Consider the following 24,851-nt stretch of genomic DNA (forward strand, 5'->3'; position numbering starts at 1 on the left):
GGTACCGAACATCAACCGACACAAAGGAATGAGACCTCATGGCTGTCGTGACCATGAAGCAGCTGCTGGACAGCGGCGCACACTTCGGGCATCAGACCCGCCGTTGGAACCCGAAGATGAAGCGATTCATCTTCACCGACCGCAACGGCATCTACATCATCGACCTGCAGCAGACGCTGACCTACATCGACAAGGCCTACGAATTCGTCAAGGAGACCGTCGCCCACGGTGGCACCATCCTGTTCGTCGGCACCAAGAAGCAGGCGCAGGAGTCGATCGCCGGAGAGGCGACCCGCGTCGGCATGCCGTACGTGAACCAGCGCTGGCTCGGTGGCATGCTCACCAACTTCCAGACCGTCCACAAGCGTCTGCAGCGTCTCAAGGAACTCGAGACCATGGAGCAGACCGGTGGCTTCGAGGGTCGCACCAAGAAAGAAATCCTGATGCTGACCCGCGAGAAGAACAAGCTCGAGCGGACCCTCGGTGGTATCCGCGATATGGCCAAGGTGCCATCCGCCATTTGGGTGGTGGACACCAACAAGGAGCACATTGCTGTCGGTGAGGCACGCAAGCTCAACATCCCGGTCATCGCGATCCTCGACACCAACTGCGACCCCGACGTCGTCGACTACCCGATCCCGGGCAACGACGACGCCATCCGCAGCGCCGCGCTGCTCACCCGCGTCATCGCCTCGGCGGTTGCCGAGGGCGTGCAGGCCCGCGCCGGTGCGGCGTCGGACGACTCCAAGCCGGAGGCCGGCAGCGGCGAACCCCTCGCCGAGTGGGAGCAGGAACTGCTCACCCAGGCCACCGCGCCCGCCGAGGGCGACGCCACCCCGGCGTCCTGACCCCCGGCGTACCCACGGGACGCGCCGAGTAACCGATCACTCTCTCTAAGGAGGCTCGCCAACGATGGCGAACTACACCGCAGCCGATGTGAAGCGTCTCCGCGAGCTCACCGGCTCTGGAATGCTGGACTGCAAGAAGGCGCTCGAGAACAACGACGGCGACTTCGACAAGGCCGTCGAGGAACTGCGCATCAAGGGCGCCAAGGACGTCGGCAAGCGCGCCGAGCGGTCCACCGCCGAGGGTCTCGTCGCCGCCAAGGACGGCGCGATGATCGAGCTCAACTCCGAGACCGACTTCGTCGCCAAGAACGCCGAGTTCCAGCAACTCGCCGACCAGGTGCTCGATGCCGCGCTGGCCGCCAAGACCAGTGACGTCGAGGAGCTCAAGGCAGCCAAGCTCGGTGACGGAACCGTCGCCGACGCCGTGCAGGCACTCTCGGCCAAGATCGGCGAGAAGCTCGAACTGCGTCGCGTCGTGTTCTACGACGGTCCCGTCGCGATCTACCTGCACAAGCGTGCGTCGGATCTGCCGCCGGCCGTCGGCGTGCTGGTGTCGTACACCGGTGAGGGCGACGCCGCAGCCGAGGCCGCGCGCAACGCCGCGCAGCAGGTTGCCGCGCTCAAGGCCCGTTACGCCAGCGAGGACGAGGTCCCCGAGGACGTCAAGGCCGACGAGCGTCGTATCGCCGAGGAGACCGCCAAGGCCGAGGGCAAGCCCGAACAGGCTCTGCCGAAGATCGTCGAGGGTCGGCTCAAGGGCTTCCTCAAGGACGCGGTCCTGGTGAACCAGCCGTTCGTCAAGGACTCGAAGAAGACCGTCAAGGACGTTCTCGACGAGGCCGGCGCGACCGTCAAGGGCTTCACCCGCTTCGAGGTCGGCCAGGCCTGACCGACCCGTCACGAGGCCATCCGAGAGGGCCCCGATCCACCACGGTGGGTCGGGGCCCTCTCGCGTGTCGCGCCGCTCAGTAGTGCCGGTGGTTCATAACGGCCTGTGGTTTTCGGTCACCGCGGGACCGTGGTCATCGTGTGGTCCGGCTCCGGTGCAGTCCGAGGCACAACCCGGCCACGACGACGGCAGCGGCGGCCAACACCCACAGCGTGGAGCGGAACGCGCCGACGAAGGTCCGTGCGGCCACCTCGCGGCTCGCGGCATGGATCTGCGGGCCGGTCTGGGCGGCGAGCCGGCCGGCGAGCCCGGGCCGGTCGCCGTGCGTCGCGCACCCGGGAGCGGGGCGATCGGGATGCGGCGAGGTCAGCTGGGCGGAGGCGCACCGCGTGAAGCGGTCGACGACGAGGCCGCGGAACACCGGGTCGATCGAGGTCGTCTCGAGTGAGGCGGCGAGGTTCGAGCCGGCGGCCGGGACGGCCGTTGCCGACTGGCTCGCGACCTGGCCGAAGAAGAAGATCGTGACCACCGCCAGGCCGATGGACGCGCCGATCTGCTGGACGGTCGGTACGCATCCCGATGCCGAGCCGACCGTCTCGGGTGCGGTGTCGGCCAGGATGGTGGTCTGCAGCGGAGCGACGAACAAGCCGGTGCCCGCGCCCCCGATCAGCAGCGGGGCGATCACCGCCGGTACGGACAGGGTTGCGCTGTCCGGCGCGAGCATCACCGCGAGCCAGCCGAAGCCGATGGCCACCACCATCGCACCACAGCTCAACACCGTTGGTGCGCCCAGATGTTCGGCGAGCGCACCCGAGGACACCGAGCCCACGATTGCGCCGATCGCGAACGGCAGAGCCAGCATCCCGGTGCGCAGCGGCGAGTACCCCAAACCGAATTGGGTCGACACCGACACGGTGAAGAAGAATCCCGCGAACACGCTGAAGAACAGCAACGACAGCAGGAGGCCGACGGTGAATCGGCGCGCCGCGAACAGATCGGTGCGCAGCAGCGGGCGGCCACCCGTACGGGTCAGTCGCCGCTCGTGAAAGGCGAAGGCGATCAACAGGACTGCCGAGCCGGCCAGCATTGCCCACAGCTGCGGTGGCCACCCCTGCTCGCGTCCGACGGCGAGCGGGTAGAGCAGACCGAACAGTCCAGTACTCGACAGGACAACCCCGACGACGTCGGGTCGGCCGCGCACACCGTCGCGCATCTGGGGGAGGCGTCCGGCAGCCAGCAGACATCCGACGATGCCGATCGGTACGTTGACGAAGAAGATCGTGCGCCAGCCCCACCCGGCGATGTCGGCACTGATCAGCACGCCGCCGATGACCGGGCCCAGCATCGCGGCCACCCCCGCGACCGCGCCATAGATGCCGAAGATCCGCGGATGCAGCGGCTTGGCGAACAATGCGGTGATCAACGCCAGGGTCTGTGCCGACATCAGCGCCGCGCTGACCCCCTGTACGCCGCGGAACACGATGAGCTCGGTCGGGGTACGGGCGACGCCGCACAGTACCGATGTCACGGTGAAGGCGATCAGTGCCGACACGAACAACCGTCGCCGCCCGTACCGACCGCCCAGCGTCGCCGCGGTCAACAACGTGCACGCGAACGCGAGCGTGTACACGCTCAGGACGAACAACTGCTGGGCCGTCGAGGCGCCGAGCTCGACGGTCAGATCCGGCAGGGCGATGTTGACGATCGTGGTGTCGAGCATCTGCATGAACACCCCGAGCAGGGCACCGGCGAGGGCCAACCACGAGCTGCGCGGCGGCACCGGGGCGGGCGCGTCACACGCGGAACTGTTCTGTGAAGCTGGGTGATTCGCGTGCTCGGTACCGGTCATCGGTCGGATCAGGTGAGCGCGAGCACCGTCGGACGGTAGTCACCGGAGCGGGCGATGGTGGCCATGATCGTGCGCAGCGCGTCGGTGTATCGCGGGAGCGCCGCATGCGCCTCGTCGGTGTCGGGGAACAGCAAGGTCATCGACGTCTGGTCGCGGAATCGGTTGATCCACATGAACACCTCCTCGCTGCTGCCCCGATTGCCGTACAGACAACCGTTGATGGCGTCGAAAACGTCCACGCCGGGGAGTTTGCGCACGTCGACGTAGGACACCATCGGTACCGACCATCCGGGTGCCACGTCGATCCCGTCGTCGGGCTCGACCAACTCGAGTACCCGATGCAACGACACATCGGTGAGTTCCTTACCCGCGGCATAACTCTCGGCTGCCGGGCCGACGATCGAGGTGAACGTCGCGTCGGCACCGACGGTGATCGGCACCGGGATCAGGCTGGTGAACCAGCCGACCGAATTCAGTGCCGGACCCGGCGCACGGGTGCTCTTCGGTGTCATACCGAGATACTCTGTGCACCCGCTGAATTCGTAGCTCGCCAGGGCGGCCACCGCCATCAGCCCCGCGGTCATGTTGGAATCATGTGCGCGACAGACGTCCTCGAAACGCTGCGCGTCGTCCTCGGAAAAGACCGACATCGTCAGGAGTGCGCTGCGCGTGTGATCCTCGCTCTCGCCACCGAGCGGTAACGGGAATCCGGGCAGCACACCGCCATTGGCCTGGAGGAGTTCCACCCAACGACATACCTGTGGTGCCTGCCGCGTCAGGGCGGCCGAGACGGTGCGCTCATGGTCGCAGTACTCGATGTAGCTGCCCACCTCGGGTAGTCCGGTGTCGAGTCCGAACGCCTCGTTCATGTACAGGGTGATCAGTTCGGTGCACGTGAGTGCCTGCGAGATGCCATCGGTATCAAGGTGATCGATGGCACCGTACAGGGTGAAGCCACCTTCCCATTCGATGGCTCCGAAGGTGAAGCAGTCCCACGAGAACGGCCCCGGTGTCTCGTTCTGGATGTGTTCACGAATCGCTGAGGCCGAGTCCATGTCCCCGTGTGTCGTGGGGGTCATCGAGATGATCGCCGGGTCGACGACGTGGCGTGCGATGGAGCCGTCGGGCTCCTCGGAGAACCAACAACGAAAGGTGTCATGACGACGCAAGAAGGCGTCGATGGTACGGGTCAGTGCATCGGCATCGAGTGGTGAGTGGAAGTCGAAGGCCTGTAGGCACAATCGGGAGAAGCGGAAGCCTGCGGACTGATTACGTTGTGCGGCACGAAGGTAGGCCTCCTGCTGATGCGACGGCGGGACCGGATGGATGGGGGCGCCGGCGGCGGCGGTCACCGCGGTCTGCGACATCGTCCAGCTCGTCAGCCGACCGATGCGGGGCTCCCATTCGTCGATGAGGCCGAAACTGACCACGACAACCTCGATTCTCGAGAAGTAGATTTCGTGCGGCGCACGCAATAGCCCGTATCGGGCGGCTTGTCGAAAAGTGCTGCAGGACACACACGTTGTGGGGTGACAGTACAGCCGTCCCACGACGTTGGCAACCAGTGACAGTTGAGTAATCCGACCAAACCGACTGTAGAACAGTGCATTTGATCGCAGTTGGTCAGATGACTCAGTTGGTTTTCGGGCAAGCTGTGGACAAGTGTTCACACCATCGGGCAGACTTCCGAGCGTCGACTCACCAGGTCGGCACCAGTCTTCGACGCCCGCGTTCTCTGGTTCCGTGTTCTCCGGTTCAGCGGGACCCCGTCACCGGAGGAATCACCATGCCGTCGCCCTTGCCCCGCACCCGCGCACTCGATCGGCCTCGGGTGAAATCGACTGTGGTCGTGCTGTTCTTGGTTCTCGCAGCTGTCATCGTGTCGACCGTCGGAACCGCACGTGCGGATCCGGGCGGCGCGAGCATCGTCTACCGCCGCGACATCGCGCCCCGAGAGATTGCGGTGGGTGTGTACTCGCCGGCCATGCGACGCACCATCGACGTCCGGATGATCCCCGCGCGCAGTGCACACGCGCCGACGCTGTACCTGCTCAATGGTGCCGCCGGAGGCGACGGCGGCAGCAGTTGGTTCGATCAAACCGACATCCGCAGCTTCTTCGCCGACGACGACGTCAACGTGGTGGTGCCGATGGGAGGTGCGGCGAGCTACTTCACCGATTGGCGTCGCGACGATCCGGTCCTCGGCCGCCAGAAATGGGCCACCTTCCTGACATCCGAACTGCCCACCGTCATCGACCGCGACCTCGGCGGCGACGGACGCAACGCCATCGCAGGGATCTCGATGGCCGGGACGTCGGTGTTCCAGCTGGCTCTGCGCGCCCCGAACCTGTATCGGGCGCTGGGCTCGTTCAGTGGGTGCGCGCAGACGAGCGATCCTGCGGGGCAGGCCGCGGTGCGCATGGTCGTCGAGGGCAGGGGCCACGGCGACACCGTCAACATGTGGGGCCCTCCCACCGACCCCGAATGGCGGGCCAACGACCCCTACGTCCACGCCGACCGATTCCGCGGCAAGTCGATCTACATCTCCAACGGATCGGGTACACCCGGCCGCTACGACACGCTCAACGGGCCGGGTATCGACGGCGATGCGACCAAGCTGTCCGAGCAATTGGCCGTCGGCGCGGTCATCGAGACGGCCACCGATGCCTGCACCCACAACCTGCAGCGGCGGATGACGCAGCTGGGTGTCGCGGCGACGTTCCACTTCTATCAGGGCGGCACGCACGCCTGGCCCTACTGGCAGGACGAATTGCACCGCGCATGGCCGCAATTCGCGCAGGCGCTCGCGAGGTGACGATCGCGACCGGTCAGAACGCCGCGACCTGGTGGGAATCGAACACCTGGCATCTCGCTCGGCCCGACGGGACCCAACCTCTCGGGGATCGCCGCCTTGACGAACTCGTCGCAGCCAAGGCCGGCCGATCCATCTCCGTGGTGGTGCCCGTGGTCGCCGATGGGGCGGCGGCGGTGGACGTGGTGCTCGGCGCATTCGCGTCGGCCTGCCGGTCCCTGGTCGATGAGGTGGTGGTGACCACCGACGGCGCCGGCGACGCACAGGCGTGCGAGGCACGCGGCGTCCGCGTGGTCCCCACGACGTCGGCGCTGCCGGGGCTCGCGACTCTGCCGGGCCGGGGCGAGGTGCTGTGGCGCTCGGTGGCCGCGTCCACCGGTGACTTCGTCGTGGTCCTTGACGGCGCGCGACCGGAGCCCGCCGACGTGGCGCGACTCATCGAACCCCTGCTGACCGTCGACGAGTTGCGACTGGTCAAGGGCTACCGCCACAGTCATGTCGCCGATGACGCCGACCTGGTCGGCGGCGGTCGGGTCACCGAGTTGATGGTCCGTCAGCTGATCGCAGCGCTGCGACCCGAGTTGTCCGGGGTGATCGAGCCCCTCGCCGGTGGGTTCGCCGCCGGCCGGGACTTGCTGACGTCGATTCCGTTCGCACCCGGCGACGGCGTCGACATCGGGATTCTGCTCGACACACTCCATCGCGACGGGATCGACGCCATCGGTCAGGTGGAGCTCGCGTCACGACCTCCCCATGAGCCACGATCTCCCCATGAGCATGGACTGCATGAGGTCGGCGTCATGTCACGACAGATCGTCGCGACATTTCTCCGGCGTGTCGGGATCGACGATTCAGCGGCTCCGTTGACGCAGTTCGTTCCCGACGGGCAGGGTGGTTTCGATCCGGTCCGCAACTATCCGGTGATGCAGGATCGGCCGCCGCTGTGCGGGATCGACGTCACCGAGCGCTGCTGAGGTGTCCGCCCGGACCGTCATCGTGCCTGTTCGGCGGCGGTGTGACGGGGGTTCTGCTCGGCCGATCGAGGCGCTCGGGCGCACCTTCTCGTTGCCCGTCGGTGGCGCCGCGCTCCGATTCGGACGGACGGGACCATAAGATGGTGAGTCGAACCGACGAGTGAGGATGTTGATGAGCGAAACCCCCGACACCCGACAGTCCGAACGCACCGGCTTCGGCCGCGTGCTCCTCAAGCTCGGTGGCGAAATGTTCGGCGGGGGAGAGGTCGGTCTCGATCCCGACGTCGTAGCCACGGTCGCCGACCAGATCGCCGAGGTCGTCGAGTCCGGTGCACAGGTGGCCGTGGTCATCGGTGGCGGCAACTTCTTCCGCGGCGCCGAACTCCAACAACGCGGCCTCGACCGGGCGCGCTCGGACTACATGGGCATGCTCGGAACTGTCATGAATTGTCTTGCGTTGCAGGACTTCCTGGAAAAGCGGGGAATCACGACGCGGGTGCAGACCGCCATCACGATGGGGCAGGTGGCCGAGCCGTACCTCCCGTTGCGTGCGCAGCGGCATCTCGAGAAGGGCCGGGTGGTCATCTTCGGCGCCGGCATGGGTATGCCCTACTTCTCCACCGACACCACCGCCGCGCAGCGTGCGCTGGAGATCAAGGCCGAGGTCGTGTTGATGGCCAAAGCCGTCGACGGCGTCTACAGTGCCGATCCCCGCATCGATCCCGATGCCACGCTGTTCCGCGAGATCACCCACCGCGAGGTCCTCGACCGGGAACTGAAGGTGGCCGACGCGACCGCCTTCAGCCTCTGCATGGACAACAAGATGCCGATGTTGGTGTTCAATCTGCTGGAACGCGGGAACATCGCGCGTGCCATCGCCGGAGAACGCATCGGCACGCTGGTGAGGACCTGACCGGCGGCGAGGCGACTCACCACCGATCCCGACGAACCGGCGAGCCGAATCCAGCCCGACCCGCCACGACGAAACAGGAACACACAATGATCGACGACACGCTGCTCGACGCCGAGGAAAAGATGGAGAAGGCGGTGAACGTCGCGCGTGAGGACATGGGTTCGATCCGTACCGGTCGGGCCAACCCGGCGATGTTCAACAAGGTGGTCATCGAGTACTACGGCGCCATGACACCGATCACCCAGGTCGCCAGTATCAACACCCCGGAACCCCGGCTGGTGGTGATCAAGCCCTACGAGGCGTCGACCCTGCGCGACATCGAGACCGCCATCCGCAACTCCGATCTCGGAGTGAACCCGACCAACGACGGGACCCTGATCCGCGTGGCCGTGCCGCAGCTGACCGAGGAGCGTCGCAAGGACCTCGTCAAGCAGGCCAAGGGCAAGGGAGAGGACGCGAAGGTCTCCATCCGCAACGTCCGCCGTAAGGCGGTCGAAGAACTCAAACGCATCCAGAAGGACGGCGAGGCCGGTGAGGACGACGTGGTCCGCGCCGAGAAGGATCTCGACAAGACCACCGCCGGTTACGTGGCACAGGTCGACGAACTCGTCAAACACAAGGAATCCGAGCTTCTCGAGGTGTGAGTGACGCCCGCGGTGTGAGTATCACCGAGGACGACGACCGAGATGAGGCAAGACGGACGAGTCGAGACGACAGGCGGAAACGACAACGATGTCACACGAATCGTCGGGGACCGGCGGCACACCCGGCGACCCCGAGTCGCCCGACTCCGCCACGTCCGGCCCCGCCACACCTGATACCGCACCCCCCGGCGAGCCCGACGCTGCCGCGCCGCGGAAGTCGCGCGCCGGCCGTGACCTCCCGGCCGCGATCGGGGTCGGGTTGACCCTCGGCGTCAGCATCATCCTGATTCTGCTGTTCGCGCCGTGGGTCTGGTACATCGTCGTGTCGGTGGCGTTCGCGATCGCCACCTGGGAGGTCACCAAACGACTGCGCAGCGGCGGCCACGATGTGGCGTTCTGGCCGCTGCTCGTCGGCGGTCAGGCGATCATCTGGTGTAGCTGGCCGTGGGGGACAACCGGGGTCCTGGTGGCGTTCGTGGCCACGGTACTCGTCATCATGGTGTGGAAGCTGTTGGCGCAGGGCATCACTCGTGCGCCCGAGAACTATCTGCGCAACCTGTCCGCGTCGGTGTTCGTGCTCGCCTGGCTTCCGCTGCTGGCTTCGTTCGGTGTGCTGATGGTGCATCAGGATCACGGGGCCGCGCGCGTGGCGACCCTGATGATCGTCGTCGTGTGTTCCGACGTCGGCGGCTACGCGGCCGGTGTGCTGTTCGGCAAACACCCGATGGCGCCGGCCATCAGCCCCAAGAAATCATGGGAAGGTCTGGCGGGCTCGCTGGTGGTGGGTACCGCGGGTGCGGTGTGCACCACGATGTTCCTGCTCGACACCCAGTGGTGGGTCGGCGTGATCCTCGGACCGGTCCTCGTGGTGTGCGCGACGCTGGGTGATCTCGTCGAATCACAGGTCAAGCGGGACCTCGATATCAAGGACATGGGGACCCTGCTGCCCGGTCACGGCGGCATCATGGACCGACTCGACTCGCTGTTGCCGTCGGCGTTCATCGTCTGGGCGGTGCTGACCGCGCTGCTGTGAATGGGCTACCGCCGCCTCGACGGCGCGCCCGCCACAACCCCGTCAGTTGGCCTTTCGGGCCTTCTTCAGGGCGCGGTTCAGCTGGAAGGTGCGGGCACCGCCGATCATCGCGGTGATCAGGGCGCCGGCGATCGCGGCGATCAGCAGACTGACGCCGACCGGCAGGTTGACCTTCGCGAACAAGAAGTTGATCTGCTGGGAACCCAGATTCGCGAGGATGAAGATCAACAGCAGGATGGTGATGATCGCGCCGACGACCCAGCCGATGAAGGTGGCGCGGGTGCGTGTGTGTTTGACGTCGTCGATCGCGGTTTGGGCGGCGACGTGGGAGTCATCGAGCGGCGCCGGATTGCGGGCGCGGGTCGACGAGTCGGTGGCCGGGCGCTCGGAGGACGAATCCGGTGTGCTCATGCACCCATCATGACATGCGACAATGGGAACATGACGTCTTTGCCGCTCGTGTTCGACGCGCCCAAACGCGGACGTCCGCCGACACACTTCGCCGACCTCGATCAGGCGGCCAGGGTCGCCGCGGTCGGCGATCTCGGGCTTCCGAGGTTCCGCGCCGACCAGCTCGCACGCCAGTACTACGGGCGGCTCACCGCCGACGTCGAGGAGATGACCGATCTTCCGGCCGGGGCACGTGACAAGGTCGGTGCCGCGTTGTTCCCGCAGTTGCTCACCCCGGTGCGCCACATCTCCTGCGACGACGGCAGCACCCGCAAGACGCTGTGGCGTCTGCACGACGGGACGCTGCTGGAGAGCGTCCTGATGCGCTACACCGACCGCAATACGCTGTGCATCTCCAGCCAGGCCGGGTGCGGGATGGCGTGCCCGTTCTGTGCGACCGGGCAGGGTGGCCTCGACCGCAACCTGTCGACCGGGGAGATCGTCGACCAGGTGCGCGCGGCCGCGCGGGCATTGCGTGACGGCGAATTCGGCGATGCCGGGCGCCTGTCGAACGTCGTGTTCATGGGAATGGGCGAGCCACTCGCCAACTACAAGCGGGTGGTCTCGGCAGTCCGGCAGATCACCTCGCCGGCGCCCGAGGGTCTGGGGATCTCGGCGCGTTCGGTGACGGTCTCCACCGTCGGTCTGGCGCCGTCGATCCGGAGACTGGCCGACGAAAATCTCTCGGTCACGCTCGCGGTCTCCCTGCACACCCCCGACGACGAATTGCGCGACACGCTGGTCCCGGTGAACAACCGCTGGTCGGTTGCCGAGGTGCTCGACGCGGCGCGGTACTACGCCGGTTCCACCGGGCGGCGTGTCTCCATCGAGTACGCACTGATCCGCGACGTCAACGACCAGCCGTGGCGCGCGGACATGCTCGGCCAGAAGCTGCATCGGGCACTCGGGTCCCTGGTCCATGTGAATCTCATCCCGCTCAATCCCACGCCGGGTTCCGAGTGGGATGCGAGCCCGAAAGACGTTGAGCGGGAGTTCGTCCGGCGTGTCCGGGCCCAGGGTGTGTCGTGCACGGTCCGCGACACCCGTGGCCAGGAGATCGCCGCGGCGTGCGGGCAACTCGCCGCCGAGGAGACCGACGGCTGAGCCGCCGACCACCGGACCCCACACGACAGCGCCCACACAACAGCGCACCCCGGCGAAAAGTAATCGCCGGGGTGCGTGTGGGTTTCACAGATCGTGCGGTCAACTCCACTTTTTCTTCGTGAGCATGCCGCGCAGCAGGAAGGCGGCGACGATGACGCCGAACGCGGCCAGCCAGATGTCCTCGACGTGCCCGACGTGGTTTCCGTAGAACATCGCGAACAGCAACACGACCACCACCCAGCCCGCAATGTAGAACGTGCGGGTCGCCACGCCGTGCCAGCCGAAACGCGCCGATGGCGCGTCGGCGGGCTCGCGCACCCACCCGGTGTCGATCTCGTCGCTGTGCTCCACGTCGGTGCTTGCCGCGTGCTCCACGTCGGTGCCTGCCACGTTGACTCCTCGCTGCGCACGTCAGAAGTGGTCTCTGACGATCGGTAGTAGTACTTCCAGAAGAGCATAGCGGGCACGGTGGCGCCGTGTCTCACTCCCCATGCCGCGTCTCGCGTGGCGTCGAAAGGCGGGGTATCGCCCGACGGGACGACGTCGGAGATCGGTGCAAGAATGCGCCCATGCATCCGCCGACCCGATCCCTTGCCGACTATCGCTCCGAGGACTACCCCCGCGACATGGTGGGTTACGGTGCCACACCGCCGGATCCGCAGTGGCCCTCGAACGCGAAGATCGCGGTGCAGTTCGTGCTGAACTACGAGGAGGGCAGCGAGAACAACGTCCTCGAAAACGACCGCGGGAGCGAGACATTCCTGTCGGAGATGATCGGCGCGCAGTCATTCCCGAACCGCCACATGAGCATGGAATCGCTCTACGAGTACGGCTCCCGTGCCGGGGTGTGGCGAGTGCTGCGGGCCTTCGAGCGTCGCGGTTGGCCGTTGACGATCTTCGCGGTGGCGCAGGCGATGGCGCGTAACCCGGAGGTGGTGGCGGCCTTCCTCGAACGCGGTGACGAGATCGCCTGCCACGGGTACCGGTGGCTGAGCTATCAGATGGTCGACGAGCACGTCGAACGCGAACACATGCGCGCTGCCGTGGAGCTGCTTACCGAGATCACCGGGTCCCGTCCGCTGGGTTGGTACACCGGCCGCGATTCGCCGAACACGCGGTCGCTCGTCGTGGAGCAGGGCGGTTTCGTCTACGACTCGGACAGTTACGCCGATGATCTGCCCTATTGGGTCAAGGTCGGCCGGACCACCGACGGAATTCGCACCGAGGTCGATCACCTCGTGGTGCCCTACACGCTCGACACCAATGACATGCGCTTCGCGTCGCCGGGTGGATTCCCTTCCGGTGAACAGTTTTTTGCGCATCTGCGAGATGCGTTCGACGTGCTCTACCGCGAGGGTGAACAGGGTTCGCCGAAGATGCTCTCGGTGGGATTGCACTGTCGTCTGGTGGGCCGGCCGGCGCGGGTGGCGGCGCTCGAGCGCTTTCTCGATCACGTCGCGGCCCACGATGACGTGTGGGTCGCACGGCGGATCGACATCGCCGAGCACTGGCGCGCTGTGAACCCGGCGCCGGGAGCGTAGCGAGCGGGCCGAGTGGGACCGGCGCCGGGAGCGTAGCGAGCGGGCCGAAGTGAACCCGGCGCCGGGAGCGTAGCGAGCGGGCCGAGTGGGACCGGCGCCGGGAGCGTAGCGAGCGGGCCGAAGTGAACCCGGCGCCGGGAGCGTAGCGAGCGGGCCGAATTTGAACCGGCGCCGGGAGCGTAGCGAGCGGGCCGAATTTGAACAGGCGCCGGGAGCGTAGCGAGCGGTGGCGGTTTGCCGTGGTGCGCGGTGGGCGACAATGGTCGTCGTGACGACACGTGTGCTGATTCTCGGTTCGACCGGTTCGATCGGGGTGCAGGCCCTCGAGGTGATCTCCGAGCATCCGGAGTTGTTCTCGGTGGTCGGCGTCGGTGCCGGGGGCGGCAACCCGGACTTGTTGGGCCGGCAGGCCCGCGAGTTCGGTGTGCCTGCGCACCGGGTGGCCGTCGCGGATGCGGCGGTGGCCGAGAAACTCGTGGCCGAGTTGGGCGATGGGGTCCTGGGCGGTCCGGACGCGATGTGTCGGCTGATCGAGTCGGTCGAGGCCGACGTGGTGCTGAATGCCGTCGTCGGTTCGATCGGTTTGCGGCCGAGTCTGGCGGCGTTGCGGTCGGGTGCGCGACTGGCCTTGGCGAACAAGGAGTCGTTGGTGGCCGGGGGAGCGCTGGTGCTGGCGGCTGCGGCACCGGGGCAGATCGTGCCGGTCGATTCGGAGCATTCGGCGATCGCGCAGTGTTTGCGTGGCGGTAGCGCCGACGAGGTCGACCGGCTCGTGCTGACGGCGTCGGGCGGTCCGTTCCGGGGGTTCACCGCCGATCAGCTCGAGAATGTGACGCCCGAACAGGCGGGACGTCATCCGACGTGGTCGATGGGCCCGATGATCACGCTGAATTCGGCGACCCTGGTGAACAAGGCGCTCGAGGTGATCGAGGCGCATCTGCTCTTCGACGTGCCCTACGACCGCATCGATGTCACGGTGCACCCGCAGTCGATCGTGCACTCGATGGTCACCTTCGTCGACGGTGCGACGATCGCCAAGGCGTCACCGCCGTCGATGAAGCTGCCGATCGCACTGGCGTTGGGCTGGCCGCATCGGGTGCCCGGATCGTCGACGGCATGTGATTTCTCGACGGCGTCGTCGTGGACGTTCGAGCCGGTCGACAACGTGGTGTTCCCGGCGATCGACCTGGCCCGCCGGGCGGGGACCGCAGGCGGCAGCCTGACCGCGGTGTACAACGCCGCGAACGAGGCTGCCGCGGAGGGATTCTTCGACGGCCGCATCGCCTTTCCGCGGATCGTGGAGATCATCGGTCGTGTGCTCGACGATGCAGATCAGTGGCGTAAAACCCCGGGTACTGTGGAGGAGATCTTCAGCGCTGATGGGTGGGCACGGGCCCGCGCCGCAGAGTTGGTGGCCACGATGCAGCGGTGAGGACGCGCCGTGGGGTTAAGTGCCGTGGGGTGAAGTAGCGGTAGGCGTGAGGAAACGGAGAGTCGAGAGAAGTGGTATTCGCGATCGGCGTCGTGCTGTTCGCCTTGTCGTTGTTGGCCTCGATCGCCTGGCACGAGTGCGGGCACATGTGGGCGGCACAGGCGACGGGGATGAAGGTTCGGCGCTACTTCGTCGGCTTCGGTCCGACGCTGTGGTCGACGCGACGGGGTGAGACCGAGTACGGCGTGAAGGCGTTGCCGTTCGGTGGCTTCTGCGACATCGCCGGCATGACCCCGCATGAGGAGCTGACCGCCGATGAGCTGGGTCGGGCGATGTACCGGCAGAAGGCATGGAAGCGTCTGGTGGTGCTGTTCGCAGGCCCGGCTCAGAACTTCATCCTCGGCTTCGTGCTGATCATCGTGGCCGGTCTGATCTGGGGACTGCCCGACCTGTCGCCGCCCGCGGTCGGCACCACGGTGGACAAGGTGAGTTGTCTCACCTCGACGGTCACCGTCGACGCCGACGGCAACGTGGCGGAGCCGCGCTGCACCGGTTCGGGGCCGGCCGGTGCGGCCGGAATCCGCCCCGGCGACAAGATCATCGCGGTCGACGGGGTCGCCGGAACCACCGCGAGTGCGATCACCCCGCTCATCCAGAAGAGCAACGGTCCGGTGCAGTTGCTCGTCGAGCGCGACGGCAGCCGGGTGACCCTGACGATGACCCCGCAGCCGGTGACCACCACCGTCACCGACAAGTCGGGCAAGGTGACCTCGCAGACGGTCAACAAGGTCGGAATCCAGTTCCAGCAGCCGCCGCTGTGGAAGCACTACAACCCGGTGACGATCCTGCCCGGTGCGGCGGTCTTCACCGCCGAACTCGCGCATCAGACCTGGGATGCGCTGCTGTCGATGCCGACCAAGGTCCACAATCTGTGGATCGCGGTGACCGGTGGTGTGCGCTCGGCGGACACCCCGGTGAGCGTGTACGGCGCCACCGTCCTGGGCGGGCAGGCGGCCGAACGCGGACTGTGGGACACCTTCCTTCTGCTGCTGATCAGCATCAACTTCTTCCTGGGCCTGTTCAATCTCGTACCGCTACTACCCTTGGATGGTGGACACATGGCCATCGTCTGGTACGAGAAGGGACGTGACACGGTGCGTCGATGGTTCGGCCGGGCTCCCGGCGGACCGATCGACTACTACAAGTTGCTTCCCCTGACCTACGCCGTGGTGGTGGTCATGGCCGCGTTCATGGTGCTGACCCTCACCGCCGACATCGTGAACCCGATCACGATCCCGAATTGATGGCCGCCACCAGCCCCGGCTCGACCGGCCCGCGCCCAGCCCTCGCGAGTTCCCGCTCGCGCACACCGAACTCCTCAGGAGAACGAGATGTCCGCATCTGACCCGACTCCGGCCGGCTCGACGGTCACCGACCCGATCTCGATCGGGCTCGGCATGCCCGCCGCACCGCCACCGGTGCTCGCACCGCGACGCAAGACCCGCCAGATCCAGGTCGGATCGGTCGGCGTCGGCAGCGATCACCCCATCTCGGTGCAGTCGATGACCACCACCAAGACCCACGACATCAATGCGACCCTGCAGCAGATCGCGCAGTTGACCGCGTCGGGCTGCGACATCGTGCGCGTGGCGTGCCCGCGCAACGAGGACGCCGAGGCGCTGCCGATCATCGCGAAGAAGTCGAAGATCCCGGTGATCGCCGACATCCACTTCCAACCGAAGTACATCTTCGCCGCGATCGACGCCGGCTGTGCGGCGGTCCGGGTCAATCCGGGCAACATCAAGGAGTTCGACGGCCGGGTCAAGGAGGTCGCGAAGGCCGCCGGTGACGCCGGCATCCCGATCCGGATCGGCGTCAACGCGGGATCGCTCGACAAGCGGATCATGAGCAAGTACGGCAAGGCCACCCCGGAGGCGCTGGTCGAGTCGGCGTTGTGGGAGGCGGGCCTGTTCGAGGAACACGGCTTCGGCGACATCAAGATCTCGGTGAAGCACAACGATCCGGTGGTCATGGTCGAGGCCTACCGGCAGCTCGCCGCCCAGTGCGACTACCCGTTGCATCTCGGGGTGACCGAGGCCGGGCCGGCGTTCCAGGGCACCATCAAGTCGTCGGTCGCGTTCGGTGCGCTGCTCTCCCAGGGCATCGGTGACACGATCCGCGTGTCGCTCTCGGCGCCGCCGGCCGAGGAGGTCAAGGTCGGCGACCAGATCCTGCAGTCACTGAACCTGCGGCCCCGCAAGCTCGAGATCGTCTCGTGTCCGTCGTGCGGACGCGCCCAGGTCGACGTGTACAAGCTCGCCGACGCGGTGACCGCCGGGCTCGAGGGCATGGAGGTACCGCTGCGGGTGGCGGTGATGGGATGTGTCGTCAACGGTCCCGGCGAGGCGCGTGAGGCCGATCTCGGTGTCGCCTCGGGCAACGGCAAGGGACAGATCTTCGTCAAGGGTGAGGTCATCAAGACCGTGCCGGAGGCCGAGATCGTCGAGACCTTGATCGAGGAAGCGCTGCGAATTGCGGGCGAATCGGGAGAAACTGGAGAAGGCGCGCCCGCGGGGCCGCCTGTCGTGACCGTGTCCTGAGTTCCTCACGCGTGGTGAACTGATATCGGGCTACGCTCACACCGCAGGATCACATGGGACGAAGGAGCAGCGCGGTGCTGAAGCTGCTGGGCGACAAGCCGCTCGGGGCGCGGGATGCACCCGCGGTGGGTCGTGTCCTCAACTCGGACCCGGTCCCGATGTGCATGGTCGCCGCACGGTTCGAGTCCCACGGAATCGAGCCGCGGATGCTGGGCGGGGAGATGTGGACCGCGGGCCGGCCCGAGACCTCCTTGTGTTTCTCGGGCGCCAACCTGATCCCGTTGCGTGGCACGGCCGCCGACATGGAGTACTTCGCCGACCGCGCGGCGGCGGGCGCCCGGGTGTGCTCCTCCATCGTCGGTGACGCCGACCTGGCCCTGACCCTGTGGGACCGTATCGGGGCCACCTGGGGCCCGGCGCGCGAGGTCCGACCGGTACAACCGCTGATGGCGCTGCACGGCGCGCCCCACGTCGAACCCGACCCGCACGTGCGATTGGTCACCCACGACGATCTCGAGGCGTACCTGCCCGCGGCCGTCGACATGTTCATCGGTGAGGTCGGTGTCGATCCATGTGCCGGGGACGGCGGCCGGTCGTATCGGCGCAGGCTGGCGTCGCTGATCGCCGCACGTCGGGTGTTCGCCCGATTCGAGCACGGCGAGGTCGTGTTCAAGGCCGAGATCGGGTCGATGTCGCGGGCGGTCGGGCAGATCCAGGGAGTGTGGGTCGACCCACGCATGCGGGGGCGCGGCTACGGCGGCGCCGGAACGGCGGCCGTGGCCACCGCGATCACCGCACTCGGACGCATTCCCAGCCTGTACGTCAACAGCTTCAATCTGCCGGCCCAGGCCGCCTACCGCCGAATCGGTTTCACCCAGGTCGGGACCTTCGCGACGATTCTCATCGACTGACGTCGTACCCCCGGGTCTCGCCATCCGACAACCGGCCGGCGTCGGCGGGTAGCGCCGCTTGCCGCCACCGTGGTGGAACACCACGGCGATCATGCCGCGTGGCAACCGTATTCGATGTCGTGCGGGTCCTAGTATCGGCACTCGATGGACTTTCCGACGCGTCGCGCCGCCGGTGTGGTGGCTGTGCTGATCAGTGCCGTGCTCGCGCTGTGCGCGGTGAGCGCATGCTCGTCCGACGACGACGGTCCCCGACAGGCCGTCCAGGCGTTTCTCGATGCCTACGCGCACGGTGACGCCGCGAAAGCGGCGGCGCTGACCGACAATCCGCAGGCGGCGCAGACCGCACTGCAGTCGGCGTGGACCGGGTTGTCGGCCGAATCGATGTCGGGCACCACCGGCAAGGCCTCGATCGACCAGGACACCGCCGACATCGACGTGAACTATTCCTGGCAGCTCGGGCGCGGCCGGCAGTGGGGCTACCCGGGCACCGTCAAGGCGATCCGCTCCGATGCCAGCGGATGGCAGGTGCGCTGGACGACCACCGACATCCACCCCAATCTCGGTGGCGATCAACGTCTCTCGTTGCGCATCACCGAGGCGCCGCGGGCAACGGTCAACGAGGCCGACGGGTCGGAGGTGATGGACAACGGCACCGTGATCGGCATCAACTTCGATGCCAAGGCGGCCACCGCCGCCGGGACCTCGGTCGGTGATGCCGTCACCCAATTGGTGAGTGTCCTCGCGCCGTTCGCGCCGAATCTCGATCCACAACGGATCGCCGAGGAGTCGACGTCGTCGGGACAGCAGTATCCGATCACCCGGCTCTCCGAGGCCGACTTCAACCGGCTGCGCGATCAACTCGCGATCCCGGGTGTGGTGTACAACGAGCAGTCCGAACTCGTCCCCACCGATCCGACCTTCGCGCCGGTACTGCTCAATGGTGTGCGCGGCGTGGTCGACGACGAGGTCGTCGGCCGGGCCGGCTGGCGCGTGGTCACCGTGAACCCCAATGGTCTCGACGCCGACGTCCTCGCCGACCATGCGCCCGAGCCGGCGGCGGCGGTGCCGCTGAGCCTGTCGCGGCAGGTGCAGAACGCCGCGCAGCGAGCGGTGAACGCCACCAACACCTTTCAGATCGCGATGGTGGTCATCCAACCCTCCACCGGGCGGATCCTCGCGGTCGCGCAGAACCCGGCCGCCGACACCCAGGGCCCGATCGCAACCACCGGCCTCTACCCGCCGGGGTCGACGTTCAAGATGGTGACGTCGTCGGCGGCGTTCAATGCGTCGATGGTGCATCCGGATTCGATCGTCGGGTGCCCGGGCGAGATCACCATCGGTCCACGCACCATCCCCAACTACGATCAGTTCGCGCTCGGTTCGGTCACCCTGCAGCGCGCGTTCGCGCAGTCCTGCAACACCACCTTCGCGAAACTGGCCAGTGAGATGGGGCCCTCGGATCTGGCGCACGCCGCGGCGGCCATGGGGATCGGCCGCACCTTCGACATCCCCGGTCTGGCGACCTCGACCGGATCGGTGCCGATCGAGAACGATCTGGTCGCCCGCACAGAGGATGGCTTCGGGCAGGGCAAGGACCTGGTCAGTCCGTTCAGCATGGCGCTCGTCGCCGCGACCGTGGCCAACAACGGGAAGATGCCCGTGCCGCAACTCATCCTGGATCGCCCGACGACGGTCGGCGGCCCGTCGGCGACGCTGAACCCCGACGTCGTCGGACAGCTGCGGCCGATGATGCGCGAGGTGGTGCTCACCGGTACCGGCACCGCCATCGCCGGGCAGGGCGAGGTCTACGGCAAGACCGGTGAGGCCGAGTTCGACGGCGGCTCGCACGCCTGGTTCGCCGGTTATCGCGGAGATCTGGCCTTCGCGACGCTCGTTGTGCGAGGCGGGGATTCGAACAACGCGGTCGGTGTCACCCGTGACTTCTTCTCTTTCCTGCCGCCCGGCTTCGGGGTGTGATCCTCGGTCGTTGGTGGCCGGCGATCCGGAGTGCCCGACGATCGGGCCTGTCGGCTGCTACCGCCGCAACGGCATCACGATGAGCCTGCCGTCCCGCTCGAAGATGTCGACCGGGTGATCGTAGGTCTCCGAGAGCAATTCGCTCGTCATCACCTCTCGGGTCGGGCCGAATGCGAGGAGTCGGCCGTCCTTCATCAACGCGACACGGTCGGCGTAGGCCGCGGCCAGGGTGAGATCGTGTACCACCAGCAGGATCGCGGCCCCGGAATCGCGGTGCTCGCACAGGATCTGCAGGACCTGCTCCTGGTGGCGGATGTCGAGGGCGGCGGTCGGCTCGTCGAGCATCATCACCGGCGTGTTCTGCGCCAACGCCCGCGCCAGTGACACCCGGGCCTGTTGGCCGCCGGAGAGCTGCGGAAAGGGTTGGTGGACAAGTGAATCGAGGTCACAGCGGGTGATCGCGTCGGCGATGAGCTCCGGTGAGCGGGCAGCGTGCGGGGTTCGTAACCACGGGTACCGTCCCATCTCCACGACCTCGCCGACGGTGAACGGGGTGTCGACACGATTGTGTTGGGTGACCATCGACCGGCGTCGCGCCAGATCACGGTGGGAAGTGTGTGCGACATCGTGTCCGTCGATGATCGCCGTGCCGTGCTGTGGGGTCCGCACCCCGGACAACGCCGACAGCAGAGTCGATTTGCCGCAACCGTTGGGACCGACGAGAGCCACCAACTCACCGGCAGTCACCTCCAGGGACACGTGGTCGACGACGTCGCGACCGCCGAGCGTCACCACGATGTTCTCGGCCCGGATGCCCGAATGGCGTTGCGATCCCTCACGTGGCTGCGGCACCGTCACCACCCCGCTCCGGCGTGGCGACTGCGACGCAGCAGGATGAAGAACGCCGGTCCGCCGACCAGCGAGGTGAACACCCCGAGGGGGAGATCGGCACCGCCGAGAACGGTTCGTGAGGCGAGGTCGGCCGCGGCCAGGACGAGCGCACCACCGATGACGCTGGCCGGCAACAGGATCGCGTGCCGCGGGCCGACGATGAGACGCATCACGTGCGGCACGACGAGCCCGACGAACATCACGATGCCGGTGAAGGCGACGGCCGCCGCGGTGAGGATCGCGACCAGCACGACCACCTGCCGGCGGACGGTCTCGACGTTGACGCCCAGTGAGGCCGCCTGGATCTCACCGAGGGCCAGCAGGTCGAGCTTGTGCACCAGCAGCATGGCCGCGGCGACACCGGCGACCACCAGCGGCAGCGTCACCCACACGGCGTTCCAGTTCGCGCCCGCGAGCGAGCCCAACTGCCAGAACACGATCTGTTCGCGGGCCGCCGTGGTCGCGATGAACGTCAGATACGAGATGATCCCGAGGGCGAAGGCGTTGATCGCGATGCCGGTGAGCACCAGCATGATCGCCGACGAGGAGCCATCCCGCAGCGAGAGCACGTAGACCGCGGCGGTGGTGATCAGCGCCGCGACGAACGCCGCACCGGCCAGCGCCCACCCGTTGATGCCGACCCCGCCGATGACGATCATCAGGCACGCACCCACGGCGGCACCCGAGGAGACGCCGATGACACCGGGCTCGGCGAGCGGGTTCGCGAGCACCCCCTGCAGCAGGCAGCCGCCGGCGCCGAGGGCGGCGCCGACGATCAGCCCCAATACGATTCGCGGGAACCGCACCACCCACAGCGCGTGCTCACCCTGCGGATGGGTGGGCATCGTGCCGATGTCGAGGCCGAAATGGTGTGCGAGACTGCCGAGTACCTGGGCGGGCGGCACCGGGATCTGGCCGATGGCCGCCGAGGTGATCGCTACGGCGATCGTCGCGACCACCAGGACGACGAGCACGAGCGGGGCCGAGACCCGCCCGGACGTACCGGGGGGCGAGCGTCGGGTGGTCGGGGCCCTCATGTGTAGATCGCGTGACCGAGCGCGCCGATGACCTTGCCGACGTCCGGTCCGAACGACAGAACCTCGGTTTCGTCCATCTGCACCACTCGTCGGGCACGTCCGGCGTTCGTGTCGGAGACACCGGGCAGCGCGAGCACCCCGTCGAGACCGCCGACGGAATCGGCGCCCTGCGTCATCACCAGGATCACGTCGGGATTCGCGCGCAGCAGCGCCTCGGCGGTCACGGCGGTGAACTCGGCGGTGAGGCCTGCGGCGGTACCCGCATCGGTGCCGCCGAGAGCGGCGACGAGATCGTCGGCACCGGAGTTCGGTCCGGCCAACAGCACCAGGTGCGGTCCGCGGATGTAGAGGAAGGCGATCTTCGGGTCGCCGGTTGGGTGCGGGAGCGTGGCCTTGGCCGCGGTGATCTCCGATTCCGTGCGCTTGACGAGCTGTTCGCCGGCCGGCTTCACGCCGAGGGCGGCCGCCACCGACCGGATGAGATCGGCGGTGGTGGCGATGGTGCGGGTCGAGCTGAACGTCACCACCGGGATCTGCGACGCACGGATCGCGTCGACCGCCTGCGGTGGTGTGGTGGCGGCGTCGACGAGGACGACGGTCGGGTTCAGCGCCAGCACCGATTCGGAGTTGAGCTGGTGACCATTGCCGGTGACCACCGGGAGCTTGGCCGCCGACGGGAAGGTCGTCGACTGATCACGCCCCACCACGCGGCTGCCCAGGCCGAGGGCGAACACGATGTTGCCGAGTGTGCCATTGCGGTCGACGGCGATGATGCGACTGGTGTCGGTGACCGTCACCTTGCCGCCGCCGTCGGAATCGACGGTCACCGGCAGGGTGGTCGTGGGAGAGGTGGTCACCGGCGTCACATCCGAGCCCGGCAGCGTCGCGGTCTGCGGGCCACTGCGCAGATGCGAGTCGGCGGTTTGGGAGGACGAGGACTGGTCCATCGGCGCGGTACTGCACGCCCCGACAAGCAGTCCGACGACCGCGAACACCGCGAGCACCAGGATCACTGTCGTGTTCGTCCGGTCCTGGTGCCGGTGGGGAATGAGATGCTGCTGCCGCACCGATGTCTCCGTTCTCCGGTGGTCGCGCCGCTCGTCACTCGAGCCCGCGCCATTGCCCAGGCTCACCTTAGTCGCGGGCGCGCGGGTGCCGGCGGACCCCGTGGTCAGGGGGTGCTCGGGGTCGGCGTCCTATGGTGGAAGCCATGACTGTGCGTGCCCCACTGCGTCCCGGCAAGCTCTCGCCGATCCGGACCGTTCCCGACTCCATCGAACGTCCGGAGTACGTGTGGAAGCCGAAGGTCAACGAGGGGCACGAACCCTGGGTGCAGACCCCAGAGGTCATCGAGAAGGTGCGCGTGGCGAGCAAGATCGCGGCCAACGCGCTCGCCGAGGCCGGTAAGGCCGTCGCGCCGGGCGTCACCACCGACGAACTCGACCGCATCGCCCACGAGTACATGATCGATCACGGCGCCTATCCATCGACCTTGGGCTACAAGGACTTTCCCAAGTCGTGCTGCACCTCGTTGAACGAGGTGATCTGCCACGGCATCCCCGACTCCACCGTCATCGCCGACGGCGACATCGTCAACATCGACGTCACCGCCTACATCGACGGCGCGCACGGCGACACCAACGCCACCTTCCTCGCCGGAGACGTCTCACAGGAGGCACGCGACCTCGTCGAACGCACCCGCATCGCCACCGAACGCGCCATCAAGGCGGTCAAACCCGGACGCGAACTCAACGTCATCGGTCGCGTCATCGAGGCGTACGCGAATCGCTTCGGCTACACCGTCGTTCGCGATTTCACCGGTCACGGCATCGGCGAGACCTTCCACAACGGGCTCGTCGTGCTGCACTACGACCAGCCGAACGTCGACACCATCCTCGAACCCGGCATGGTGTTCACGATCGAGCCGATGATCAACCTCGGCGGGCTGCCGTGGGAGATGTGGGACGACGGCTGGACGGTGGTCACCGTCGACAAGAAGTGGACCGCCCAGTTCGAGCACACCCTCGTCGTCACCGAGGATGGCGCGGAGATCCTCACCATCCCCGACAACTGATCCACCCGCTCTCCGCCCGAGGCACGGGGACGCGTCACACGCTGCGGGCACCGCCCTCGACGTGGATGGTCTCGCCCGAGACGAAACCCGCGGTGAGCAGCCATTGTGCGGCGTCGACGATGTCGTCCACGGTTCCCACCCGCCGCGCCGGGATGCCTTCGGCGACACCGGAGAAGAACGCGTCACGATCGGCCTCGGGCATGCCGTCCCAGGTGCCGGAGTCGACGATGCCCGGCGAGATCGCGTTGACCCGCACCGGTGCGAGTTCGGCAGCGAGATGACTGACGGCGAATGCGACAGCGCCGTTGGTGATCCCCATCACCGTGTATTCCGGTGCCGGCTTCCACGCCGCGACACCGGAGAACAGCGTGATCGAGCCGGTCGCGGGCATTCTCGGCCCGAAGTGTTTGGCCACCAGCAGCGGGCCGATCACCTTGGCCTCGAAGGCGGTCACCGTCGCGTCGTGGTCGAGATCGCGGACCGCCACGTTGTGATGAGCGGCGGCGGTCGACACGATGTGATCGACGGCGCCCAGTTCTGCCGCGGCAGCAGCGATGGACGCCTCGTCGGTGACATCGATCGCCACTGCCCGGCCGTTGTCGAGGTCGGTGGCCGCCGACTGCGCCGCGGTGAGATCGCGGGCCCCGATGACCACCGAGGCCCCTGCGGCGTCGGCTCGCCGGGCGATCGCGAGTCCGAGGTGCTTGGCACCGCCGATGACGAGAACAGTGGTACCGGACAGGGATTGGTTCATCACATACTCCTTGGACGTGGGTAGGCTGGACGGGATTCACGGTATGGATTTGATACCGGTATCTTCAACGAAACCGCCGACGACCAGCGCGATCCCCGGCGGTGTCCCGAGGAGAAGG

Annotated in this window: 23 protein-coding genes; 15 read left to right on the plus strand and 8 right to left on the minus strand. The window is 67.2% G+C overall.

Translation table 11 applies throughout. The annotated features are described in order from the left end of the window. Positions 1 to 38 precede the first annotated feature (38 nt). Positions 39 to 848: a 30S ribosomal protein S2 gene (rpsB, locus tag GOPIP_RS18635; RefSeq protein ID WP_006371318.1), complete on the plus strand. Its 810-nt coding sequence runs from the start codon at positions 39 to 41 to the stop codon at positions 846 to 848. A gap of 64 nt (positions 849 to 912) precedes the next feature. Then, on the plus strand, positions 913 to 1,737 hold the full coding sequence (gene tsf / locus GOPIP_RS18640; RefSeq protein ID WP_006371319.1) for a translation elongation factor Ts: 825 nt from the start codon (positions 913 to 915) through the stop codon (positions 1,735 to 1,737). Positions 1,738 to 1,870: 133 nt separating this feature from the next. Here the strand turns inward: tsf and GOPIP_RS18645 are convergent, their stop codons facing one another. Both GOPIP_RS18645 and GOPIP_RS18650 read right to left on the minus strand, forming a co-directional pair. Beyond that, a complete protein-coding gene (locus tag GOPIP_RS18645; RefSeq protein WP_006371320.1) occupies positions 1,871 to 3,586 on the minus strand; it encodes an MFS transporter in 1,716 nt (571 codons plus the stop codon). Positions 3,587 to 3,594: 8 nt separating this feature from the next. Continuing rightward, entirely contained in the window at positions 3,595 to 5,016 is a 1,422-nt protein-coding gene (locus GOPIP_RS18650; RefSeq protein WP_006371321.1) for a condensation domain-containing protein, read from the minus strand. A gap of 356 nt (positions 5,017 to 5,372) precedes the next feature. Here GOPIP_RS18650 and GOPIP_RS18655 point away from each other — a divergent pair, with 356 nt between their 5' ends. The 5 genes from GOPIP_RS18655 to GOPIP_RS18675 all read left to right on the plus strand — a co-directional run bounded on the left by GOPIP_RS18655 (position 5,373) and on the right by GOPIP_RS18675 (position 9,962). Further along, positions 5,373 to 6,401, plus strand: coding sequence for an alpha/beta hydrolase (locus tag GOPIP_RS18655; protein WP_020171542.1), 1,029 nt, complete (start codon positions 5,373 to 5,375; stop codon positions 6,399 to 6,401). Further along, positions 6,368 to 7,372 (plus strand): glycosyltransferase family protein, encoded by a 1,005-nt coding sequence (locus tag GOPIP_RS18660; protein WP_020171541.1) that lies wholly within the window; start codon positions 6,368 to 6,370, stop codon positions 7,370 to 7,372. Before GOPIP_RS18655 ends, GOPIP_RS18660 begins: the two co-directional genes overlap by 34 nt. Before the next feature lie 172 nt (positions 7,373 to 7,544). Beyond that, positions 7,545 to 8,285 (plus strand): UMP kinase, encoded by a 741-nt coding sequence (gene pyrH / locus GOPIP_RS18665; RefSeq protein ID WP_006371324.1) that lies wholly within the window; start codon positions 7,545 to 7,547, stop codon positions 8,283 to 8,285. Between the two features lie 86 nt (positions 8,286 to 8,371). Further along, positions 8,372 to 8,929 (plus strand): ribosome recycling factor, encoded by a 558-nt coding sequence (frr, locus tag GOPIP_RS18670; protein WP_006371325.1) that lies wholly within the window; start codon positions 8,372 to 8,374, stop codon positions 8,927 to 8,929. A gap of 88 nt (positions 8,930 to 9,017) precedes the next feature. Further along, positions 9,018 to 9,962: a phosphatidate cytidylyltransferase gene (locus GOPIP_RS18675; RefSeq protein WP_006371326.1), complete on the plus strand. Its 945-nt coding sequence runs from the start codon at positions 9,018 to 9,020 to the stop codon at positions 9,960 to 9,962. A 42-nt stretch (positions 9,963 to 10,004) separates the two neighbouring features. Here the strand turns inward: GOPIP_RS18675 and GOPIP_RS18680 are convergent, their stop codons facing one another. Continuing rightward, complete coding sequence (locus GOPIP_RS18680; RefSeq protein WP_006371327.1) at positions 10,005 to 10,373, minus strand: LapA family protein; 369 nt, start codon at positions 10,371 to 10,373, stop codon at positions 10,005 to 10,007. 30 nt (positions 10,374 to 10,403) lie between these two features. On the opposite strand from GOPIP_RS18680, the gene rlmN reads away from it, so the two are divergent. Beyond that, positions 10,404 to 11,516 carry a dual-specificity RNA methyltransferase RlmN gene (gene rlmN, locus GOPIP_RS18685; protein ID WP_020171537.1) on the plus strand — a complete coding sequence of 371 codons (1,113 nt, stop codon included), beginning with the start codon at positions 10,404 to 10,406 and terminating at the stop codon, positions 11,514 to 11,516. 99 nt (positions 11,517 to 11,615) lie between these two features. Here rlmN and GOPIP_RS18690 read toward each other — a convergent pair whose 3' ends face one another. Then, positions 11,616 to 11,906, minus strand: coding sequence for a DUF2631 domain-containing protein (locus GOPIP_RS18690; protein WP_006371329.1), 291 nt, complete (start codon positions 11,904 to 11,906; stop codon positions 11,616 to 11,618). 179 nt (positions 11,907 to 12,085) lie between these two features. On the opposite strand from GOPIP_RS18690, the gene puuE reads away from it, so the two are divergent. The 6 genes from puuE to GOPIP_RS18720 all read left to right on the plus strand — a co-directional run bounded on the left by puuE (position 12,086) and on the right by GOPIP_RS18720 (position 19,977). Beyond that, the gene (gene puuE, locus GOPIP_RS18695; protein WP_006371330.1) at positions 12,086 to 13,057 is read left to right on the plus strand and encodes an allantoinase PuuE; all 972 of its coding nucleotides are present in this window, start codon (positions 12,086 to 12,088) and stop codon (positions 13,055 to 13,057) included. Positions 13,058 to 13,316: 259 nt separating this feature from the next. Beyond that, positions 13,317 to 14,489, plus strand: coding sequence for a 1-deoxy-D-xylulose-5-phosphate reductoisomerase (gene dxr, locus GOPIP_RS18700; RefSeq protein WP_006371331.1), 1,173 nt, complete (start codon positions 13,317 to 13,319; stop codon positions 14,487 to 14,489). A gap of 71 nt (positions 14,490 to 14,560) precedes the next feature. After that, positions 14,561 to 15,793, plus strand: a complete 1,233-nt coding sequence (locus GOPIP_RS18705; protein WP_006371332.1) for a M50 family metallopeptidase — start codon at positions 14,561 to 14,563, stop codon at positions 15,791 to 15,793. A gap of 87 nt (positions 15,794 to 15,880) precedes the next feature. Further along, positions 15,881 to 17,089, plus strand: coding sequence for a flavodoxin-dependent (E)-4-hydroxy-3-methylbut-2-enyl-diphosphate synthase (gene ispG, locus GOPIP_RS18710; protein WP_006371333.1), 1,209 nt, complete (start codon positions 15,881 to 15,883; stop codon positions 17,087 to 17,089). Between the two features lie 74 nt (positions 17,090 to 17,163). Further along, a complete protein-coding gene (locus GOPIP_RS18715) occupies positions 17,164 to 18,000 on the plus strand; it encodes a GNAT family N-acetyltransferase (protein ID WP_006371334.1) in 837 nt (278 codons plus the stop codon). 144 nt (positions 18,001 to 18,144) lie between these two features. After that, complete coding sequence (locus GOPIP_RS18720) at positions 18,145 to 19,977, plus strand: penicillin-binding transpeptidase domain-containing protein (protein WP_006371335.1); 1,833 nt, start codon at positions 18,145 to 18,147, stop codon at positions 19,975 to 19,977. A gap of 57 nt (positions 19,978 to 20,034) precedes the next feature. Here the strand turns inward: GOPIP_RS18720 and GOPIP_RS18725 are convergent, their stop codons facing one another. Genes GOPIP_RS18725 through GOPIP_RS18735 form a run of 3 tightly spaced genes read right to left on the minus strand, consistent with a single transcriptional unit; the run spans position 20,035 to position 22,972 of the window. After that, positions 20,035 to 20,829 carry a heme ABC transporter ATP-binding protein gene (locus GOPIP_RS18725; protein WP_006371336.1) on the minus strand — a complete coding sequence of 265 codons (795 nt, stop codon included), beginning with the start codon at positions 20,827 to 20,829 and terminating at the stop codon, positions 20,035 to 20,037. A gap of 2 nt (positions 20,830 to 20,831) precedes the next feature. After that, positions 20,832 to 21,905 carry a FecCD family ABC transporter permease gene (locus GOPIP_RS18730; RefSeq protein WP_006371337.1) on the minus strand — a complete coding sequence of 358 codons (1,074 nt, stop codon included), beginning with the start codon at positions 21,903 to 21,905 and terminating at the stop codon, positions 20,832 to 20,834. Further along, positions 21,902 to 22,972, minus strand: coding sequence for a heme/hemin ABC transporter substrate-binding protein (locus GOPIP_RS18735; protein ID WP_006371338.1), 1,071 nt, complete (start codon positions 22,970 to 22,972; stop codon positions 21,902 to 21,904). Before GOPIP_RS18735 ends, GOPIP_RS18730 begins: the two co-directional genes overlap by 4 nt. A gap of 143 nt (positions 22,973 to 23,115) precedes the next feature. On the opposite strand from GOPIP_RS18735, the gene map reads away from it, so the two are divergent. Then, on the plus strand, positions 23,116 to 23,979 hold the full coding sequence (map, locus tag GOPIP_RS18740) for a type I methionyl aminopeptidase (RefSeq protein ID WP_006371339.1): 864 nt from the start codon (positions 23,116 to 23,118) through the stop codon (positions 23,977 to 23,979). 34 nt (positions 23,980 to 24,013) lie between these two features. Here the strand turns inward: map and GOPIP_RS18745 are convergent, their stop codons facing one another. Continuing rightward, positions 24,014 to 24,733, minus strand: a complete 720-nt coding sequence (locus GOPIP_RS18745; protein WP_006371340.1) for an SDR family oxidoreductase — start codon at positions 24,731 to 24,733, stop codon at positions 24,014 to 24,016. Positions 24,734 to 24,851: the final 118 nt, after the last annotated feature.

Source organism: Gordonia polyisoprenivorans NBRC 16320 = JCM 10675, from assembly GCF_000241325.1.
Classification (GTDB): domain Bacteria; phylum Actinomycetota; class Actinomycetes; order Mycobacteriales; family Mycobacteriaceae; genus Gordonia; species Gordonia polyisoprenivorans.

Bases quoted from the DNA above. Each gene is read 5' to 3' on its own strand.
- rpsB (WP_006371318.1), top strand. From the start codon at position 39: ATGGCTGTCGTGACCATGAAGCAGCTGCTGGACAGCGGCGCACACTTC.
- tsf (WP_006371319.1), top strand. From the start codon at position 913: ATGGCGAACTACACCGCAGCCGATGTGAAGCGTCTCCGCGAGCTCACC.
- GOPIP_RS18645 (WP_006371320.1), bottom strand. From the start codon at position 3,586: ATGACCGGTACCGAGCACGCGAATCACCCAGCTTCACAGAACAGTTCC.
- GOPIP_RS18655 (WP_020171542.1), top strand. From the start codon at position 5,373: ATGCCGTCGCCCTTGCCCCGCACCCGCGCACTCGATCGGCCTCGGGTG.
- GOPIP_RS18660 (WP_020171541.1), top strand. From the start codon at position 6,368: ATGGCCGCAATTCGCGCAGGCGCTCGCGAGGTGACGATCGCGACCGGT.
- pyrH (WP_006371324.1), top strand. From the start codon at position 7,545: ATGAGCGAAACCCCCGACACCCGACAGTCCGAACGCACCGGCTTCGGC.
- frr (WP_006371325.1), top strand. From the start codon at position 8,372: ATGATCGACGACACGCTGCTCGACGCCGAGGAAAAGATGGAGAAGGCG.
- GOPIP_RS18675 (WP_006371326.1), top strand. From the start codon at position 9,018: ATGTCACACGAATCGTCGGGGACCGGCGGCACACCCGGCGACCCCGAG.
- GOPIP_RS18680 (WP_006371327.1), bottom strand. From the start codon at position 10,373: ATGAGCACACCGGATTCGTCCTCCGAGCGCCCGGCCACCGACTCGTCG.
- rlmN (WP_020171537.1), top strand. From the start codon at position 10,404: ATGACGTCTTTGCCGCTCGTGTTCGACGCGCCCAAACGCGGACGTCCG.
- puuE (WP_006371330.1), top strand. From the start codon at position 12,086: ATGCATCCGCCGACCCGATCCCTTGCCGACTATCGCTCCGAGGACTAC.
- dxr (WP_006371331.1), top strand. From the start codon at position 13,317: ATGGTCGTCGTGACGACACGTGTGCTGATTCTCGGTTCGACCGGTTCG.
- ispG (WP_006371333.1), top strand. From the start codon at position 15,881: ATGTCCGCATCTGACCCGACTCCGGCCGGCTCGACGGTCACCGACCCG.
- GOPIP_RS18720 (WP_006371335.1), top strand. From the start codon at position 18,145: ATGGACTTTCCGACGCGTCGCGCCGCCGGTGTGGTGGCTGTGCTGATC.
- GOPIP_RS18730 (WP_006371337.1), bottom strand. From the start codon at position 21,905: ATGAGGGCCCCGACCACCCGACGCTCGCCCCCCGGTACGTCCGGGCGG.
- map (WP_006371339.1), top strand. From the start codon at position 23,116: ATGACTGTGCGTGCCCCACTGCGTCCCGGCAAGCTCTCGCCGATCCGG.
- GOPIP_RS18745 (WP_006371340.1), bottom strand. From the start codon at position 24,733: ATGAACCAATCCCTGTCCGGTACCACTGTTCTCGTCATCGGCGGTGCC.